This is a genomic window from Luteimonas sp. R10, from assembly GCF_045689605.1.
Lineage (GTDB): Bacteria > Pseudomonadota > Gammaproteobacteria > Xanthomonadales > Xanthomonadaceae > Luteimonas.
Genome location: NZ_CP141262.1, coordinates 3,239,781 through 3,256,094, shown reverse-complemented (window position 1 = coordinate 3,256,094; position 16,314 = coordinate 3,239,781). Strand labels below are relative to the sequence as shown.

Annotated in this window: 12 protein-coding genes; 4 read left to right on the top strand and 8 right to left on the bottom strand. The window is 71.0% G+C overall.

Features of this window, described 5'->3' with window-relative positions; translation table 11 throughout:
- Position 1: 1 nt before the first annotated feature.
- The 4 genes from U3649_RS14220 to U3649_RS14205 all read right to left on the bottom strand — a co-directional run bounded on the left by U3649_RS14220 (position 2) and on the right by U3649_RS14205 (position 4,870).
- Positions 2 to 358, bottom strand: coding sequence for a hypothetical protein (locus U3649_RS14220; RefSeq protein WP_407351966.1), 357 nt, complete (start codon positions 356 to 358; stop codon positions 2 to 4).
- A gap of 76 nt (positions 359 to 434) precedes the next feature.
- Complete coding sequence (locus U3649_RS14215; protein ID WP_407351965.1) at positions 435 to 2,105, bottom strand: CHASE2 domain-containing protein; 1,671 nt, start codon at positions 2,103 to 2,105, stop codon at positions 435 to 437.
- A gap of 2 nt (positions 2,106 to 2,107) precedes the next feature.
- Positions 2,108 to 3,733: a FecR domain-containing protein gene (locus U3649_RS14210; protein ID WP_407351964.1), complete on the bottom strand. Its 1,626-nt coding sequence runs from the start codon at positions 3,731 to 3,733 to the stop codon at positions 2,108 to 2,110.
- Positions 3,734 to 3,934: 201 nt separating this feature from the next.
- On the bottom strand, positions 3,935 to 4,870 hold the full coding sequence (locus U3649_RS14205) for a TolB family protein (RefSeq protein ID WP_407351963.1): 936 nt from the start codon (positions 4,868 to 4,870) through the stop codon (positions 3,935 to 3,937).
- Positions 4,871 to 5,013: 143 nt separating this feature from the next.
- Here U3649_RS14205 and U3649_RS14200 point away from each other — a divergent pair, with 143 nt between their 5' ends.
- The 3 genes from U3649_RS14200 to U3649_RS14190 all read left to right on the top strand — a co-directional run bounded on the left by U3649_RS14200 (position 5,014) and on the right by U3649_RS14190 (position 8,719).
- Positions 5,014 to 6,084, top strand: coding sequence for a sensor histidine kinase (locus U3649_RS14200; protein WP_407351962.1), 1,071 nt, complete (start codon positions 5,014 to 5,016; stop codon positions 6,082 to 6,084).
- Positions 6,081 to 6,860, top strand: coding sequence for a LytR/AlgR family response regulator transcription factor (locus U3649_RS14195; protein WP_407351961.1), 780 nt, complete (start codon positions 6,081 to 6,083; stop codon positions 6,858 to 6,860). The genes U3649_RS14200 and U3649_RS14195 overlap by 4 nt, the downstream gene beginning before the upstream one ends.
- A gap of 515 nt (positions 6,861 to 7,375) precedes the next feature.
- Positions 7,376 to 8,719 (top strand): DEAD/DEAH box helicase, encoded by a 1,344-nt coding sequence (locus U3649_RS14190; RefSeq protein WP_407351960.1) that lies wholly within the window; start codon positions 7,376 to 7,378, stop codon positions 8,717 to 8,719.
- A gap of 160 nt (positions 8,720 to 8,879) precedes the next feature.
- Here U3649_RS14190 and U3649_RS14185 read toward each other — a convergent pair whose 3' ends face one another.
- From U3649_RS14185 to U3649_RS14170, 4 genes are all read right to left on the bottom strand, one after another.
- A complete protein-coding gene (locus U3649_RS14185) occupies positions 8,880 to 10,706 on the bottom strand; it encodes a DUF885 domain-containing protein (RefSeq protein WP_407351959.1) in 1,827 nt (608 codons plus the stop codon).
- 174 nt (positions 10,707 to 10,880) lie between these two features.
- Positions 10,881 to 11,654, bottom strand: a complete 774-nt coding sequence (locus U3649_RS14180) for a queuosine precursor transporter (RefSeq protein WP_407351958.1) — start codon at positions 11,652 to 11,654, stop codon at positions 10,881 to 10,883.
- A complete protein-coding gene (locus tag U3649_RS14175; protein ID WP_407351957.1) occupies positions 11,651 to 12,328 on the bottom strand; it encodes a DUF502 domain-containing protein in 678 nt (225 codons plus the stop codon). Before U3649_RS14175 ends, U3649_RS14180 begins: the two co-directional genes overlap by 4 nt.
- Positions 12,329 to 12,633: 305 nt before the next feature.
- Complete coding sequence (locus U3649_RS14170; protein ID WP_407351956.1) at positions 12,634 to 14,685, bottom strand: bifunctional serine/threonine-protein kinase/formylglycine-generating enzyme family protein; 2,052 nt, start codon at positions 14,683 to 14,685, stop codon at positions 12,634 to 12,636.
- A 237-nt stretch (positions 14,686 to 14,922) separates the two neighbouring features.
- Between U3649_RS14170 and U3649_RS14165 the strand changes: the two genes are divergently transcribed.
- Positions 14,923 to 16,287, top strand: a complete 1,365-nt coding sequence (locus U3649_RS14165; protein ID WP_407351955.1) for a hypothetical protein — start codon at positions 14,923 to 14,925, stop codon at positions 16,285 to 16,287.
- Positions 16,288 to 16,314: the final 27 nt, after the last annotated feature.

Genomic DNA, 16,314 nt, shown 5'->3' with positions numbered 1-16,314 from the left:
CTCAGCGCCTGTGCACCGGGGCGGTCAGCGACAGCAGCAAAAAGCCGCCGACGATGCCGACGTTCTTCATGAAGTGCAGCAGCTGGGCATCGCGGCCGGCGCCGGCCACCGACCAGAACGGATGCGCCAGCACCGCGTCGGCCGCCATCAGCAGCGCCGCGGCCAGCGCCGTCCAGCGCAGTTTCCAGCCGGACGCGATCAGCAGCCCCAGCAGCAGTTCGGCGGCGCTGAAGGTCAGGGTGGCGCCGCTGGTCGGCACGCCTTGCCAAGCGCCCCACAGGCGCCAGCCGCCCATGACCACGAACACGCCGGCCAGCAGCAGCCGCGGCAACACGATTGCGGGATTCGCCTGGCGCATGCGGCCGACCTCCGGTATGTGGGCTCCGGCAGCATCCTGTCACAGACGCCTGCCGGTCGCACCGGGCGGATGCCGCTCAGGCGATCGCGGCACCTGCCGCACGCTGGCTGCGGTCGCGGCCCTCGTGCTTGCCGCGATACAGGGCGGCGTCCGCGCGCTGGAGCAGGTCGACCGCGCCGGACTCGCGCTTCGGATCATACGTGGCCACGCCGATGGTGAGGGTGATCCAGGGTGCGATCTCGGAGCCGAGGTGCGGAATCCGCAGCGCGCGCACGTCGCGGATGATCGCCTCGGCCAGGGCATTTGCGGCCGCGGCGGAGGTCTCGGGCAGGATCGCCGTCAGTTCGTCGCCGCCATAGCGCGCGGCCAGGTCGCGCGGACGGCGCGCGTGCACGCCGATCACGTTGGCGGTCCGGCGCAGGACGTCGTCGCCGGCCTGGTGGCCGTAGCGGTCGTTGTAGTGCTTGAAATGATCGACGTCGATCAGCAGCAGCGACAGCGGCCGGCCCGAGCGCTGGGCCGCCTTGAGCTCGCGCGCCAGCGTGAGGTCGAACATGCGACGGTTGGCCAGGCGGGTCAGCGCGTCCGAATGCGCCTGGCGCTGCGATTGCCGCAGGCGCGACAGCGTCCACGCCACGTAGCCGGCGGCCAGCACCGCCAGGGTCGGCGTCGGCTGGAACCAGTAGCGGCCGTAGCGCAGCATCAGCGCACAGCAAAGCAGCGTGCCGGCGGCGACCACGGCGAAGACGATCCACGGCCGCCGCCAGGGGCTGCGTTCGCTGTACAGCGCCAGCGGCAAGAGCGCCAGGGCGATCGCCAGCAGCCATTGCCGCGGGCCGGGAAAAGGAATGATCGCCTGCCCGTTGGCCAGCGCGTTGAGTACGTTGGCGTGGTACTCGGTGGCCGAGAGCCGCGGGCCGCCTCCGGTCAGCGGCGTCAGCAGCCCCTGGTCGATGCCGGCCGCGGTCGCGCCCACCAGGACCCAGCGGTCGCGCAGCAACGCGTCGTCGACCGTGCCGTCGAGCACGTCGAGGTAGGACACCTGCGCGAACGCGCCGTGCGGGGCGAACGGGATCATGATGTGGTGGTCGCGCACCCACTGGTAGGGAGCGGCCTGCCGCCGCCGCGGATCGCGCAGTCCCGGCAGCGCGCGGTCGGCGTCGGTGCCGGCATGCGTATCGAGCAGTGCGACCGCCAGCGAGGGCCAGTGCGCCGAGCCCAGGCCGGCGCGGAGATAGGCGTGGCGCGCGATGCCGTCGCGGTCGATCGCCGCGTCCACGTGGCCGAGTCCGGCGGCCGCCTCGATCAGCGGCGGCATCGGCATCACCTCGATCAGCATGCCGCCCGGTTCGACGGGCTCGGCCATGACCGGCAGGACGGTGTTGCCGCTTTCGGCGAGTGCCCGGGCGAGCAGGGCATCGCCGGCGGGATCGTCGCGGGCCGGTTCGGCGAACATGACGTTCAGCGCGACGCCGCGCGCGCCGGCACGCTGCAGGCGCTCGACGAGCTCGGCATGGACGCCGCGCGACCACGGCCAGCGCCCGAGTTCGGACAGGCTGCGCTCGTCGACCGCCACGATCACGATGCGGTCGTCCGCCGGCTGCTCGAAATGGGACAGCAGGGTGTCGTAGATCCAGGTATCGAGGCGCCAGGTCAGTTGCTGCGACAGCAGCGCGCCGACGCACAGCGCGGCGAGCAGGCCGATCAGCAGGCGCAGGAGCAGGTTGCGGCGGCGCCCGGCGCGCATGCTCAGAGCACCAGCAGCAACAGGCCGGCGCCCAGCGCGATCCGGCACGGCAGGCACCCGATCTTCACGCTCTGGGCAGGGCCGAACGGATGCGCGTAGTCATCGCTGTCGATCAGCCGGGTGCGCATGTACCAGGTACCCGAGCCCAGTCCCGGCAGCGCGATCTGGTTGGTGTCCAGGGTGCGTTCGAGCTCGATGCTCGCGAAGTCGGCGTCGCGGGACAGCTGGAAGTGATAGCGCTGGTCGTCGCCGCCGGCGGGCCAGCGGACGTGCAGGTCGCGCTTGCTGCGTTCGATGCCGTCCTCGCCGATCGCCGGCCCCGGCTCCGCCTCGTGGAGGACGAAGCGCACCGGATCGCCGAACGGGCCGTGCTTGCCGTCGGCGTCGGTCGCGCCGACGCGCCAGTAGTACTCGCCCGGCGGCAATGGGTCGGGCGCGCGCAGTTCGGTGCGACGCAGCCCCTCCCGATCGATCAGGGGCGCGGCGAATACCGGGTCGCGGTCGACCTGCAACCGGTAGCGCTCGGCACCGCCTTCGCTCCGGGTCCAGCGAAATCGCGGGCGCGGGCCGGCGGTGCTGTCGTCCTGGACCGGGGCGATCGCGAAAGGCGGGGGAGGGTGCGCGGAGATGCGGAAGCCGCGGACGGCATCGTGGCCTTCCAGGCCCCGGGCGTCGACCGCCCGCACCCGGGCGTGGAAGTCGCCATCGCCGGGTATCGCCACCTCGGCACGGGGCGCGTCGACCCGCGTGTCCTGCAACAGCGCCAGGAATTCCGCTTCGGCGGCGATCTGGAGCCGGTAGCCCGCTGCGCCGTCCACCGCCGGCCAGTCCACGGCGGCCGGCATGCGTCGCAACTCGTCGGGCCAGCCGGAGAGGTCGGGGGCCGGCAACAGCGGGGTGGCCGGCAACGGCCGGCGGTCCCGGTCGCTCAGGGTGCCCTGGCCGGCATCGAGTACCACGGCGCGACCGCCGCCGCTGACCCCCACGCGCCCGTCCAGCACCTCGGAACGGGTGTGCTCGGCGTCGCGGGCGACGCGGAACTCGGTGCCTCGCACGGTGGCCATGGTGCCGGGGGTATCGACGATGAAGCGCGACGCCGGCCCGCGCGCACGTTCGACCGAGTTGGTGGTGCGGCCGTGGACCAGCCGCATCCGCGTATCGACCATGCCGGTGGCGCCGTAGGCGCTGAGCTTGTCGAGGTGCAGTTCGCTGTCGCCATGCAGCAGCAGGCGCGAGCCGTCGGCGAAGCGCAGGGTGAGATTGGCGTCCGGTGCCGTGCGCAGGACGGTGCCGGCGCCGAACCGCATGTCCGGTGCGACCGGCGCGGCCTCGTCGGGCGCATCCGCGGGCGCGGCCGTGGCTTCGCCACGGAGCGCAATGACGGTCGCCTTCGCGGGCTGTACCCGCAGCCAGGACACGGGGATCCGCAGCTGGGTGCCGGGCGTCATCTGCCACGGATCCTCGACGTCGTTGTGCGCCTGCAGGCGCTGCCAGCGCACGTCGTGGCGCAGGTAGGTCCGGCTCAGGTCCCAGATCGTGTCCCCGGGGCGGACGCGGTAGCGCCATTCCTCGGCCGATGCGGCGGTACTGGCGAGCAGGGCCAGCAGCATCGGCAACAGCCATGCCAACCGGATGGGCCGGATCGGCGCTGCCCGGCGGATTCCGTGGCCGTCCGTTGGCGGGGGATTGCGGAGGCTACGCTTCAAATGCCGGCGCCTGTACTTGCACGGCGGCCATTGTAGTGGATGAACCCGGCCGGCCGGCCGGCACGACCCGGGCGGCCTTGCGATGGCGCCGAGGCGGCGCGGGCGTGGCGCCGCCGGTCGTCGTCAGCGCGGCAGGCGCAGCCGGACGCGGTGGAAGGCGCCGGGCGCGCCGGCGTCGCGGACGAAATAGAGTTCCTGGCGCTCCCACAGCATCGTCGGATGATATTCGTCCGCGGCGCTGTTGATGCAGGGGCCGAGGTTGCGGGCGGGGGCGAAGCCCTCGCGCCCAAGGCGGCTGGCGTACAAGTCGCCCCAGCCGTGCCCGAGGTCGGGAAGCCCGTCGTCGGGCCGGTCGAGGCGGGCGAACAGCAGGGTGCGGCCGTCGGGCGAGATCTCCGGGTTGTATTCCCAGCGCTCGGGCGTGTTGACACCGGGCCCCAGCTTGAGCGGCGGCCCGAAGCTGCCGTCCGCGCGGCGTTCGCTGCGCCAGATGTCGACGTCCCCGCCCGGCACCGGCGCCTCGACCCGGGCGAAGTAGAGATTGCCGCGCCGGTCGACGCTCGGATACAGCTCGTCGTAGCCGTCGGCGTTGACCTCGTGCCCGAGGTGTACCGGTTGGCCCCAGCCGTTGCCGGTACGCCGGACCATCCAGAGATCCATGTCTTCGCGTTCGGCGCCGTCGAGCGGACGCATCGAGGAGAAGTACAGGGTGCGTCCGTCCGGCGCGACGAACGGATCCATATCGGCATGGACGCCGGAGAACGGCGCGACGACCGGCTGGCTCCAGCGCTCCGGCGGCAGGCGGTAGGCGGTCATGATCACGGCGCGTTCGCGGGTGCCCGGCCACCAGCCCACGCTGGTCGACCAGAACGCACGCAGGCGGGACCGGCTGAAGCTGATGCGCCACTGCCAGTGATCGTCGTTGATCACGCCTGGAGCGAACGTCTCGACCGGTGGGCAGGACATCGTTTCGGCGCCGGCGGGCGGGGCCGCGGTGGACGGCAGTGCAGTGCCGGCGAGCAGGGCTGCGATCGCAGTGAGGCGCAGATGGGCGTACATGGGGCTTCTCCGGGCGGGATCGGGGCTCGAACATCGACCGCTGCGCCCTTGGCGGCAATCGCGCCGGGACCAACCGCACGCCGGCGGTGACGAACGGCACCGGTGCGGTTGCAAGCGTCGGCCGCCGGTCGCAGCATGCCGCCATGCGCCGCAACCCGCTCAAGCTCCTCGCCGCCGTGGTCGGCTGCTGGACGCTGTACGGGCTGCTGCTGGCGGCGCAGTTGTTGGGCATGGAAGATCCGGAGGGCAGGGTGATGCCCGCCGCGCACGCGCTCCGGCTCGGCCTCGCGTCCGGGTTGATGTGGATTCCACTGACGCTGCTGCTGCTGTGGTGGGTGCGGCGCTGGCCGATCGAGTGCGAGCGATGGCTGCGCTCGACCATGGCCGCGACCGCTCTGGTGCTGCTGATCGTGGTCCTGCGCGCGGCCGCGGTGGCGGCGCTGAACCCCTGGATCGGCTGGTACCAGCAGCTGCCCGGGGTGGTGGAACTGCTGTGGACCAGCTTCGGCAACAACGCCCTGTTGGTCTGGCTGATGGTCGGCGTCGCCCACGCCTGGCTGTACGCGCGGCGGGCGTTGGCGCGCGAACGCGAGGCCGAGCAGCTGCAGGCGCGGCTGACCGAGACCCGGCTGGATGCGTTGCGCGCGCAGCTCAACCCGCATTTCATGTTCAACGCGTTGAACTCGATCGCCGAGATGGTGCACCGCGACGCCGATGCCGCCGACCGCATGCTGGTCGGCCTGGGCGAGCTGTTGCGCAGCAGCCTCGATCACCAGCGTTCGCAGCTGGTGCCGCTGCACGAGGAGCTGCAATTGCTGCGGCACTACCTGGAGATCGAGAAGGCCAGGCTGGGCGAGCGATTGCGGCTCGAGTGGCGGGTGGAGCCCGGCCTGGAGCACCTGCCGGTGCCGCCGATGCTGCTGCAGCCGCTGGCCGAAAACGCGATCCTGCACGCGATCGCCGAGAAGAGCGCGCCGGGGCTGCTGCGGATCGCGATCCGGCGCGAAGGCGGGCGGCTGTGGCTGGAAGTGGGCGACGACGGCAGCGCCGATGCCGCGGCCACGCCCCGGCACGGCACCGGACTGCGCAACATCCGGTCGCGGCTGACGTACCTGTTCGGCGACCGCCACGGCTTCTGGATCGGCCCGGGCGCGGATGGCGGCACCACCGTGCGGCTGTGGCTGCCGTGCCCGCCCGGGGAGATGGCGGCATGAGCCCGCGCGTGCGCGCGGCGATCGTCGACGACGAGCCGCTGGCGCGGGCGCGGCTGGCGCGGCTGTTGCTGGCGGAGGGCGACGTCGACGTGATCGCCGAGTACGCAGACGGCGCACAGGCCGCCGCCGGGCTCGCGGAAACGGCGGTCGACGTCGCCTTTCTCGATGTGCGCATGCCGCATGCCGACGGCTTCGCCATGCTCGAGCGCCTGCCGCCGGCGCGGCGCCCGCTGGTGGTGTTCGTCACCGCGTACTCGGTCCATGCGCTGCAGGCGTTCGACGCCTCCGCCATCGACTACCTGGTCAAGCCGGTGGCGCCGGCGCGTTTGCGCGAATCGGTGGCACGGGTGCGGCAACGGCTGGCCGCGAACGCCGCCGCGCCGGCGGCGGCGGCCGGCTACCCGGAGCGCCTGGCGGTGCCCGACGGCCAGCGCCTGCGCATGATCCGCGTCGCCGACATCGAGTACGTGCGGGCACAGGGCAACTATCTCGAACTGCACCTCGAGGACCGCACGCTGCTGCTGCGCGAGACCATGGCCGGCTTCCTGCGACGCCTGGATCCGCGATGGTTCGTACGCATCCACCGTTCGCGCATCGTGCGCATCGACATGGTCGACCAGATCGAGCCCTACGGCGCCGCGCAGTACTGGCTGCGGCTGCGCAACGGCGTCTGCATGACGTCCGGCCGCAGCTACCGCGAGCCGTTGCGCCGCGCGCTGGGCATCGTCCGCGCCGCGGGTTCCCACCAGGACGAGGACCTGCGGCATACCCGATGACATGAAGTCGCGACCGCCATCGCCCCACGATCGTCGTTGCACTCCCTTGTGGGAGTGGCGGCGGCATGCCGCCGCCGGGCAGTCGCGACGAGCGGAGCCGCACCCCATAAGACGGATTGTTCCCACAGGGCATGGGCATGGTGCATGGCATCGGCATTTGCGCGCGGGAATTGTCGAATAGGGCGATGGCCGCGATGGCTGAACGGGCGACGAGGCCCGTGCTGGCGCTCCGGACCGGCCTCGCGTAGACTCCGCGGCGTCCTGCAACACGGTTGCCCCCGCCTTCGGGCGGAGACGATCCTGGTAGACCCGCCGCGGCCATGTGCCCCGGCCCTTATCCCGCACGTCCTTCGTCGCGCAGACACGGCCCGGAGCCTTTCCGTGCCGTCACCCATTACTCGCAGCGCGGTTCTGGATAGCTCCGAGTAAGCCGTCACGGCCGTCCGGCCGGACATGACGCCACCGCGCGCGTGTTCCCGGACTCCTGCGCCGCGACTTCTTGGAGTTCCCACATCATGACGTTCGAAACCCTCGGGCTCTCGCCCGCGCTGCTGCGCGCGCTGTCCGACACCAACTACACCGTGCCCACGCCGATCCAGGCCGAGGCCATCCCGCTGGCGTTGGCCGGCCACGACCTGCTGGGCGGCGCCCAGACCGGCACCGGCAAGACCGCCGCCTTCGGCCTGCCGCTGCTGCAGCGCCTGGCCAAGGAGACCCCGCCGAAGGGCCCGCGCAAGCCGCGCGCCCTGATCCTGGTGCCGACCCGAGAACTGGCGGTGCAGGTGGGCGACAGCCTCAAAGCCTACGGCCGCCACCTGCGCCTCAACGTGACCACGGTCTTCGGCGGCGCCGGCATGCAGCCGCAGATCGAGAACCTGCGCCGCGGCGTCGACGTCCTGGTGGCCTGCCCGGGCCGCCTGCTCGACCACATGGAAAGCGGCCATGCCAAGCTCGACGCGGTCGAGATCCTGGTGCTGGACGAGGCCGACCGCATGCTCGACATGGGCTTCCTGCCGGCGATGAAGCGGGTGCTGGCGCGGGTGCCGAAGGCGCGGCAGACGCTGCTGTTCTCGGCCACGTTCGAGCCGCGGATCAAGGCGCTGGCGCTGGAATTCATGCGCGACCCGAAGCAGGTGCAGGTGGCCGCCAACAACACCATCGCCGAGACCATCACCCATCGCGTGCACCCGGTCGACTCGGCGCGCAAGCGCGACCTGCTGGTCGAGATCCTGGCCGCGCGCCACACCGAGCGGGTGCTGGTGTTCGGCAAGACCAAGCACGGCTGCAACCGGCTCGCCGAGCAGCTGGAAACGGCCGGCCTGCCGGCGGTGGCGATCCACGGCAACAAGAGCCAGGCGCAGCGGCAGAAGGCGCTGATCGCGTTCAAGACCGGCAAGGCGCGGATCCTGGTGGCCACCGACGTCGCCGCCCGCGGGCTCGACATCCCCGACCTGCCGCTGGTGATCAACCACGACCTGCCGATGGTGGCCGAGGACTACATCCACCGCATCGGCCGCACCGGCCGCAACGGCGCCTCGGGCGAGGCGCTGTCGCTGGTGGCGCCGGAGGAGGGTGGCCTGCTGCGCCAGATCCAGCGCATGCTCAAGGCCGACATCGTGATGGACACGGTGGAAGGCTTTGCGCCGAGCCGGCCGATCGATCTGAACGCGCCGATCCCGAAGAACGGCGGTGGCGGCCAGCGCCAGGGGCAGCGCCCGCAGGCTCGTGCCGCGGGCAAGCCGGCGCATCGCGCGCACGGCAAGCCGCAGGCGCGCGGCGCGCAGCCGCATGCCGGGCCGAAGCAGCACCGCGGCGGCGGCAGGTCCGGCAGCGGTTCACGGCGTGATTCGCGCGCCTGAACCCGGTCGCAGGGATGCGCAATGAAGAAGGCCGGCAATGCCGGCCTTCTTCGTGCCGATCCCCGTAGAGCGGAGCTTGCTCCGCTGCTCTTTGGAGGGCTCCGGTGCGTGGAGCAGCGGAGCAAGCTCCGCTCTACGGGTTGGATGGCGGCGGTCCGGATCAGGCCTGCTCGGCGATCCAGCGGTCGATCTTGGCTTCCAGCACGTCCAGCGGCACCGAGCCGTCCTTCAGCACCTCGGCGTGGAAGGCGCGGATGTCGAAGCGGTCGCCGAGTTCGGCTTCCGCCTTCGCGCGCAGTTCCTTGATCTTCAGCTCGCCGATCTTGTAGGCCAGCGCCTGGCCCGGCCAGGCGATGTAGCGCTCGGCCTCGGCGACGGCGTCCGGCTCGCTGACCGAGGAATTCTCGAACATGTAGTCGAGCACCTGCTGCCGGGTCCAGCCCTTGCTGTGCAGGCCGGTGTCGACCACCAGCCGCACCGCGCGCCACAGTTCGCCCTGCAGGCGGCCGAAGTAGCTGTAGGGGTCGGTATAGACGCCCAGGTCCTTGCCCAGCCCTTCGGCGTACAGGCCCCAGCCCTCGATGAAGGCGGTCTCGCCGCCGAAGCGGCGGAACGCCGGCACGTCTTCCAGTTCCTGCTGCAAGGCGAGCTGGAAGTGGTGCCCGGGGATCGCCTCGTGCAGGAACAGGTCCTCCGCGTCCCAGGTCTTCCGCGTGGGCAGGTCGAACGTGTTGACGTAGAAGATGCCCGGGCGGCTGCCGTCCTCGCTCGGCGACATGTAGGAGCCGCCGGCCGCGGATTCGGCGCGGAAAGGTTCCACCGGGCGGATCTCGAAGCCGGCTTCCGGCGTCAGCGAGAACAGTTCCGGGATCCGCTGGTTGACCTTGTCCTCCAGCGCACGGTAGTGCGCGAGCAGCGCCTCCTCCGACTCGAACTCGAACCGCTTGTCGGTCTGCATGAAGGCGAAGAAGTCCTGCAGCGTTCCCTCGAAGCCGACGTCCGCCATCACCTTGCGGATCTCGCCGTGGATGCGGGCGACCTCGTCCAGGCCGATCTGGTGGATCCGCGCCGGCGACAGGTCGGTGGTCGTGCTCTGCCGGGCGGAGAAGGCATACCAGGCCTGGCCCTCGGGCAGCGAATCCAGGCCGACCGTGTCGCGCGTGGCCGGCAGGTACTCGTCGGCGATGAAGGCGCGCTGCTTGCGCAGCGCCGGCATCAGCTGCTCGCCGATCAGGACACGGTAGGCCTCGGCCAGGCGCTCGCGGTCGGCTTCGGAGAAGTCCTCCGGCATGTTGGCGATCGGGCCCCAGAACTGGCTGTCCTCCGGCTTTTCGGTGATCACCGTGTCCATCTGCGGCAGTACCTTCTCCATGACCACGCGCGGCTGCACGACGCCGGCTTCGACACCCGCGCGCATGTTGGCGATCTCGGTATCGATCAGCACCGGGATGCGCCCGGCGCGCGCCAGCCAGTTTTCGTAGTCCTCGACCGTCTTGAACGGCTGCGCGACCGAGCCGGAGCCGAGCATGACCGCATAGGTGACCAGGCTGCCCATCTGGTTGACGGGCAGCATCCAGTCCGGGAACCGTTCGGCTTCGAGCGCATCGCGCCGTTCGCGCACGAAGATCCGGTAGCTCAGCAGGTCCTGGCCTTCCAGACCCTCCTCGCCGATGGCCTCGACCCGGCGCAGCCAGCGATCGTTGAACTCGTGCATCTGCCGGCGGTACTCCGCGGAGCCGGAGTCGGGCAGCTGGTCGTCGTAGCGATGGTCGCCCTGGAACGTGGCCTGGATCGGGTTGAGCTGCAGGTTCTCCTCCCAGAACCCTTCGTAGAGCGTGGCCAGCTGCGCGGCCTTGTCGCCGGCGGGCGCCTGCGCGGTCGCGGCCGCGTTGCGTTCCGCGGTATCGGTGGTGGTCGGGGGTCCGCAGGCCGACAGCGCGGCGGCCAATGCGAGGGAAATGGAGAGGGCGAGTGGGCGGACGGCCATTCGGAAGGTTCCGGGCGGGGAAAGGCGGCAGCCTCGGGCCGCCGCCGCCGGCCGGCAAGGGTCAAAGGTCATTCCGCCGCGATGGCACTCCCGTAGGAGCGGCTTCAGCCGCGACCCCGCGCAATCGGTGGTTCCGGACACCTGGTCGCGGCTGAAGCCGCTCCTACATGGCACTCAGTCCTGCGCGGCCTGCGCGCGCAGCTCGGCGGCGCGGGCCTCGCCCAGGTAGCCTCGAATCGCGCGCCGCATCAGGTACAGCAGCGGGATCAGCGCGATCGCCGCCAGCATCTTGTAGCCGTAGTTGACGGAGCTGACCGCGAGGAACAGCGAGGTCGGCCATTGCTGCGGGCCGAGCACGAAGGCGATCCAGATCACCACGAAGCTGTCGATCAGCTGCGACACCGCGGTCGAGCCGGTCGCGCGCAGCCAGACCATGCGCTCGCCGGTGGCGCGGCGGATGCGGTGGAAGACGGCGACGTCGACCAGCTGGCCGACCAGGAACGCCACCACCGAGCCGGCGATCGTCCACATGCCCTGGCCGAAGATCGCGGCGAATGCGGCCTGGTAGTCCGGCACGCCCTGGTGCCGCACCGCGGTGACCCACCAGTCGGCCGGCGCCAGCGCGATGGCGGCGAAGGCGAAACAGAAGCCGTACACGATCAGCGCCACCGCGATCCACGAGATCAGGCGCACGCCGCGCCGGCCGAAGTACTCGTTGATCACGTCGGTGAAAACGAAGACGATCGGCCACAGCAGGGTGCCGGCGGTGAAGCTCAGGCCGCCGCTCTGCCCGAACAGGTTCCATTGCAGCGGGTCGATGCCGAGCGTGCCCTCCAGCGAGAAGATCTTGACCCCGATGAACTCGGCCAGCACCGCGTTGACGCAGAAGAACGCCGCAAGGGCGATGAACAACCGCGTCGCGCGGTCGTCGAGCAGGTGCGCGCTCACGCCGGCGGACGCTCGGCGGGCGGAGTGAAGGGAATGGTGTCCGGCGCGGAGGCGCCCCCGGAGATGATGAAGGCCATCGCCTGGTCCACGGTCCAGTCCGTCGGCGTGAGCTTCTCCACCGGAACGATCTCGAGATAGCCGGAGGTCGGGTTGGGCGTGGTCGGCACGTACACGGCGGCGAGCTCGCGATCGCTGCCGTGCTCGCGCATGACCCGGGTGACGAAGCCGACCGCCTTCATCTGCGCATGCGGAAAGTCGATCAGCACCACGCGCTGGGTGGTGCCCGGCTTGGTCTGCAGGATGTCGAGCAGCTTGCGCGCGCTCGAATAGATGACGCTGGCCAGGGGAATGCGCGCGACCAGCCGTTCGAACCAGCCCAGCAGGCGCTGGCCGACCACGCGCCGGGCCATCCAGCCGGAGACGAAGATCAGCGCCAGCGTGGCGAGCAGCGCGATCGCGTTCTGCACCCAGAGCGCATCGAACCAGCCCAGCGAATCCGGGAACCAGGCGGCGATCCGCCGCGACACCGGCCCCACCCACGGCTTGCTGGCATCGCCCAGCAGCACGAACACGAACTTGACCACCACCCAGGTCAGCCAGATCGGCAGCAGCGTCAGCAGGCCGGTGAGGAACAGCCGCTGCAGGCGGCGCGCGAGCGAAGGGGAGGACGGCATGGGCGCATCTTACCGGAGCCGTCGGGGCGGTCTGGGGGGGCGTGATTGGTGATTTGTGATTGGTGATTCGAGAAAGGCTGGCCGCTCGTCATCCCGGCGCGGCCGGGGTCCAGCTGCCTTTGCCGTGGTCCCGCAATGGCCGGGCTTCTGCGGACTGGATCCCGGCCGGCGCCGGGATGACGAGCGAAGACCGCTAAGCTTTTCACGAATCACGAATCACGAATCACGAATCACGAATCACGAATCACGAATCACGAATCACGAATCACGAACCACGAACCACGAATCACGAACCACGCCACTCCTCAAGGCTCGCGCACCAGCCGAAAGCCGACATCGTCGTAGCCGCGTCCGGCGTCGCCGTCGCGCGCCGCGGCGGCGCGTCGCCAGCTGGTCCCGCGCACCGCCCGTCGCCCGCAGTCGCCCGCGCAGTCGAGCAGCCACTCCGCCACCGGCGTCGCACCGCTCTCGTGCGCCCGTTCACGCGCCTCGGATGCCGTGGGCAGGCGATAGCGGTGGCCGGTCTTCCGGCTCAGCCACTGCGCGTAGGCCTCGGCGTCGGCCCAGGACACGCAGACCACCGCATCGCTGTCGCTCTGCTCGTAGCCGGGCGACGTCCAGTCGCGCGGCGAGAACACGCGCAGTACCGAGGCGCGTTCGCGGCAGAGCGCGGGTTCGCGGCCGGTCGCCTCGGCAAAGCGGCGGTACTCGTCGCGGCTGACCGCGCGCCGGGCCATCGCGTAGGCGCCATCGCCCTTGCGCATCACGGTCATGCCGGAGGGGTCGCCGGGTAGCGTTTGGCCGACCTCGGGAATCGCCATCGCACGCTTGCGCAGCGCTGCGACGTCTGCGGGGTCGAGCGCGGCCGCGCGGGCGAGATCGACCAGGCCCAGCGCCTGCTTGCGATCGAAGCGCTCGGCTTCGGCATCGATGCGCGCCGCGATCGCGGCAGCGGCGTCGCGGCGCAGCTTCGCCAGGCCGGGGATCTCGCCTCCCGGCATCCGCTGCGACAGCCGCGCCATCCGCTGCAACGGTTCGACGGCACCCGCGGCGTCGCCGGCGCGGATCCTTCCGTCCGCCTCGGCCGCCAGCGCCGCGGCCAGGCGCGTCGCGGCCTGCGGCAATTGCAGGTGGCCCGGATCGGCCGCGGCCGCGGCCACCAGGCTGTCGTAGGCGTTGTCGTGCTTCGGCCGGTACAGCCGCCGCGCCGCCGTCTGGCGTTCGGCCGCGGCGATGAGCTTGCTGGCCTCGGATTCGGGGGCCGCCCGCAGCAGCGCATCTTCCGGGTTGGCGAGCACGCCGATACGCGTCGCGTCCGGCGTGGCCGATCCCACGCCGGCGGCCTCCGTGCTCGCCGGCCGCGCCCGGAAGAATCCCTCGGCGGCGACGGGCTCGGTCTGCCGCAGCGCCATTCCGATGACCGCGGCCAAGCCCAGCGCGGACAGTACCCAGGCGGCCCTGGGCAGGCGCCGCAGCCTCGCCGGCAGCGCCCGCAGCGCGTCTTGCAGCGCGACGGTGCGGCCGGGCCCGCGCAGCGAGACCCGATCGAGCGCGCGCAGCATCTCGTCGGCGTCGTGGTAGCGCCTGAGCGGTCCCTTGGCCATCGCCCGGTCGATGAAGCGCTGCCAGTGCCGCAGGTGCCGCGGCAGCCGCGGGACCGGATCCTGCGCGTGCATCACCGCCATCGACAGCGCGTCGCCCGCCTTGTACGGCAGTTCCCCGGTCAGCAGTTCCCAGGCCAGCACGCCGACGCTGTAGAGGTCGGCGCGGGGGTCGACCTCGTCGCCACGGGCCTGCTCGGGCGCCATGTAGGCGGTGCTGCCGAGCGCGAGCCCGGCGCTGGTGACGCGGCTGCCGTAGCCGCGGCGCAGGGCGATGCCGAAGTCGGCCAGCAGCGGTCGTTCGGCTTCGTCGAACAGCACATTCTCGGCCTTGACGTCGCGATGGATCACGCCGCGCGCGTGTGCGTAGGACAGCGCCGAGAGCAACGCGCGCAGGATTGCGCGGACCCGCGCCTCGTCGCCTCCGAGATCGCGCTGGCCCAGGTGGCCCCGCGGCATGTGCGGCATCACGTAGTAGGGCAGGTCGTCGACGGTGCGGCCGATCTGGTAGATGCCGACGATGTGCGGGTGCTCGAGCCGGCCGATGGTGCGCGCCTCGTTCTCGAACCGGCGCCGGCTGACCTCGTCGGCCAGGGCCTCGGGGCGCATGACCTTGATCGCGACCTCGCGGCCGAGCGACTCCTGCCTGGCCAGGTAGACGGTCGACATGCCGCCGTGGGCGATGACGCGCAGCAGCCGGTAACCGGCGATCTCCGGCAACGGCGAGGCGTCGCGCTGGCCTGGTGCGTCTTGCATTCCAACCCCCTGTTCGCCCGCCAGCATAGCGATCCGGTGACTACGGATTGTGAATCCTGATCACGTTGCCGCGTAACCCGCCGATCCGGATTCGGAGGCGCCAGCCGTGGACACCGCGAGGCGGTGGAGGGACTCCCCGGGGCGGGGCGCGGAGCCACGCTACGCATGCCCGGCAACGAGCGTTCCGGAAAGTGCGGGTAGACTGAATCCAGGGCATGGAAGAGAAAAAGGGGAAGGATGCGGCGCTGGTTGCGACGTGCGGGGATCGTGCTGCTGGCCCTGTTGGCGGCGCTGGCGTTGCTGTGGAGCGGATCGCGGCTGCGCGGGCCGACGCAAGTCCAGCGGCACGCGCTGCAGTTGATGGCCTCGAGCCCCCAGCCCGAGGGCCGCAACGCCTTTCCGGCGCTGTGGCTGCTGCCCTATGACGTGCCGAATGCCGAGCAGGAAGCGGTTGCGGCGGAGGACGTCGAACGCATGCGGGCGCGCCTTCGCTCGACTGCGGATGATCCTGCCGAGGTTGGTCTCATCGACCTGCGCACCGTCGCGCACGAGCGCTATCGGGATCTCAGGCCGTCGGACGAGGACGAGAAGCTGTTTTGCCGGCCCCGGGAACGAGACTGCCTGCTTCGGGTCCGGGCGGCGCCCGACGTCTATCGCGCGCTGGCGGCCCGCAACTCCCGGCTGTTCGAGCGCATCGAGGCGTTGTCGGGCTACGACCACTATCGGAGCCTGCTGCCACTGCGACTGGAGGTGCCGTTCCCGGAGCTGCAGCACGGCAGGGCACTGCTGACCCGCCATGCCGTCCAGTTCGTACATGGAGAGGTCGACGCTGCGCTGGCCGGCGCTTGCCGCGACGTTTCGACGTGGCGACGGCTCGGCGGCCATTCGGATTCGCTCGTCATGCGCATGATCGGCATCGCCTATTCGACCGGTGCGGCCGGACTCCTGGCCGACATGCTGGCGGAACTTCCGATGGACCACCCATTGCCGGCCGGATGCGCCGCGGCTTTCGAGCCACCTCCTGCCGAGGAGTTGTGGTTGTGTGAGCCGATGCGCGGTGAGTTCGCCTATTCGACCGGCACCGTGTCGGCCTTGCGCGAGGCGGACGACCCGGCTTCGAGCGTCCTGGATAACCTGCTGTGGCCGGTACTGCTCGATGTGGAGATGACCCGTGCGGAAATGGCCGGTAGCTTCGCGTCGTTCTGTGCACCGGAGGAACTCCAGAGGGTGGCTGCCGACCGCGCCGGGGCCGGTGCGCGGCAGGAGCCCGGTCTGCTGCGGCTGGAGTGCGTCGGCAACGCCGTTGGCTGCATCCTGGCGAACATTGCCGCGCCGGCGTACCAGCCCTATCAGCTCCGCGCGCAGGATCATGGGGCCAAGCTGAAGCTGGTGGCGACCCTCTTGTGGCTGCGAGCGGGCGGGGAGAACCGGCGCCCCCTGGCCGAACGCATCGACCGGCGGCCTGATGCCTACAAGAGCCCGACGCGGGAAGTGGAAATCGCAGAGGACGGTCGCGCGCTTCGCATCCAGTTGTTCGAGACCGGGCATGGCGGGTACTGGCAGGTTCCCCTGCCGCCGGACCTGCAGGAGCCTGCGTCCTGACCAGCTTCAGAGCACAGTGGGCGCGTA